1 protein-coding gene is annotated in these 1,509 nt (G+C 67.9%); it reads right to left on the reverse strand.

Annotated elements, in window-relative coordinates; genetic code table 11:
- A partial coding sequence (locus IEZ19_RS49785) for a transposase (RefSeq protein WP_189317957.1) occupies positions 1-1,463 on the reverse strand: 1,463 nt, incomplete at its 3' end.
- Positions 1,464-1,509: the final 46 nt, after the last annotated feature.

Raw genomic sequence — 1,509 nt, forward strand, 5'->3', positions numbered from 1 at the left:
AGCAGTTTGTTGAGGTTGTGGACCGTGCCGAGGAGTTTGATCTCGGCGTCGACGGCATGGCGGCCGCGGTAGTTGAGGTGGCGGCCGAACCGCTGGAAGAGCTGGGCGAATCCCGGCTCGACCAGGGCACTTCGCTGGCGGTACTGGGCTTGGCCGGATGGAGTGGCAAGGCGAGTGGCCATGGCCTGTTGGCCGACGGGGGCGTGTTGGCGCTTGGCGGGGAATCCTGCCTGGTGGGCCTCGCTGGTGACCGAGACCAGCAGCGGCAGGTCGGCGAGGGCCTCGAAGGCGGCGGTGGAGGCGTATCCGCTGTCGGCGAGCCAGAGTTGGATGTCGCCGCAGAGCCCGGCGGCCCGGTGGTTGTGCTGGGTCTTCTCCACCATGGGGACGAGGGCGGTGGCGTCCGAGGGGTTGTCGTGCACCTCAATGGCCAGTAGGAGCTGGTGGCGGGCGCACGCGATCTGCAGGTTGTATCCCTGCAGGTAGCCGCCGCGTTTGCTGAGCATCAGCCGGGAGTCTGGATCGCTCAGGCAGGCACGGGACTCCGGAGACGGGACGGGCCGGGGAGTGCGGGCTCGCTCCAGCCAGGCCTGCGCCTTCACCAGCCGGGCCCGCTGCCGCACCAGGACGGTCTTGTGTTCCATCGAGACCGGCGGCCGGCCGTTTGCTCCGCGGCGGCCTGCCGCCTGGTCTGCCTCGGCCCGGGCTTCGTACTGTTTCAGTTTCTCCTGGTGAGCTGCAGTCTCCGCGGCCAGACGCTTCTCTGCCCGGGCCACCATCCGCTCCGCAGCCTCGACCTTGATCCTGATCTCGCCTGGTGAGGGCAGAGCGCGTTCATACAGCTTGTCCCTGGCCGAGCGGGCTCGCGTGAGCCGGTCGCACAGGCGGGACAGTAGCGGCCAGTCGTCGGAGGGGGCATCGGGGTCGATCCCTTCGGAAGCGTCGGCCTCAACGCTCTGTGCGTGAGCGAGTGCATCGTTCATCAGCGCGTTGATCTCGTCCTCGCACCGGGAGATGATCTCCTCCAGCCGGTGCAGGCGCTGGTTGGCGTCGCGGGATGCGTTGGCGTCCATCGGCGAACCGTCCACGGCCACGGCCGAGAGATCCACCAGACCCCGCTGACCGCACAGCGCCAGCACCTGCACGAACAGCGACTTCAAGGCGTCACGGTGACGTCGGACGAACCGGGCGATGGTGGAGTGATCCACTGTGCGGTTCGCGGTGATGACCCTGCAGCCCACGTCGTCCCAGCAAGCCTGCTCGATCCGGCGGGAGGAGCGCACTCCCTTGCTGTAGCAGTACAGCAGCAGCGCGACCAGGCTTGTCGGCGGGTAGGCCGCCCGTCCCTGTCCGTCGGCGCGGTAGCTGTCCTCGAACGCCGAAAGATCGAGCTCTCCGACGACATCGAGCACCTTCCAGCACAAGTGCTCGGGCGGCAGCCACTCGCGTAACTTCTGCGGCATCTCAAGATCGCGGTCACGGTCGCACACCAGGAAGTTCCGCCCCACA

The organism is Streptomyces brasiliensis (assembly GCF_014647875.1).
Classification (GTDB): Bacteria; Actinomycetota; Actinomycetes; order Streptomycetales; family Streptomycetaceae; genus Streptomyces; species Streptomyces brasiliensis.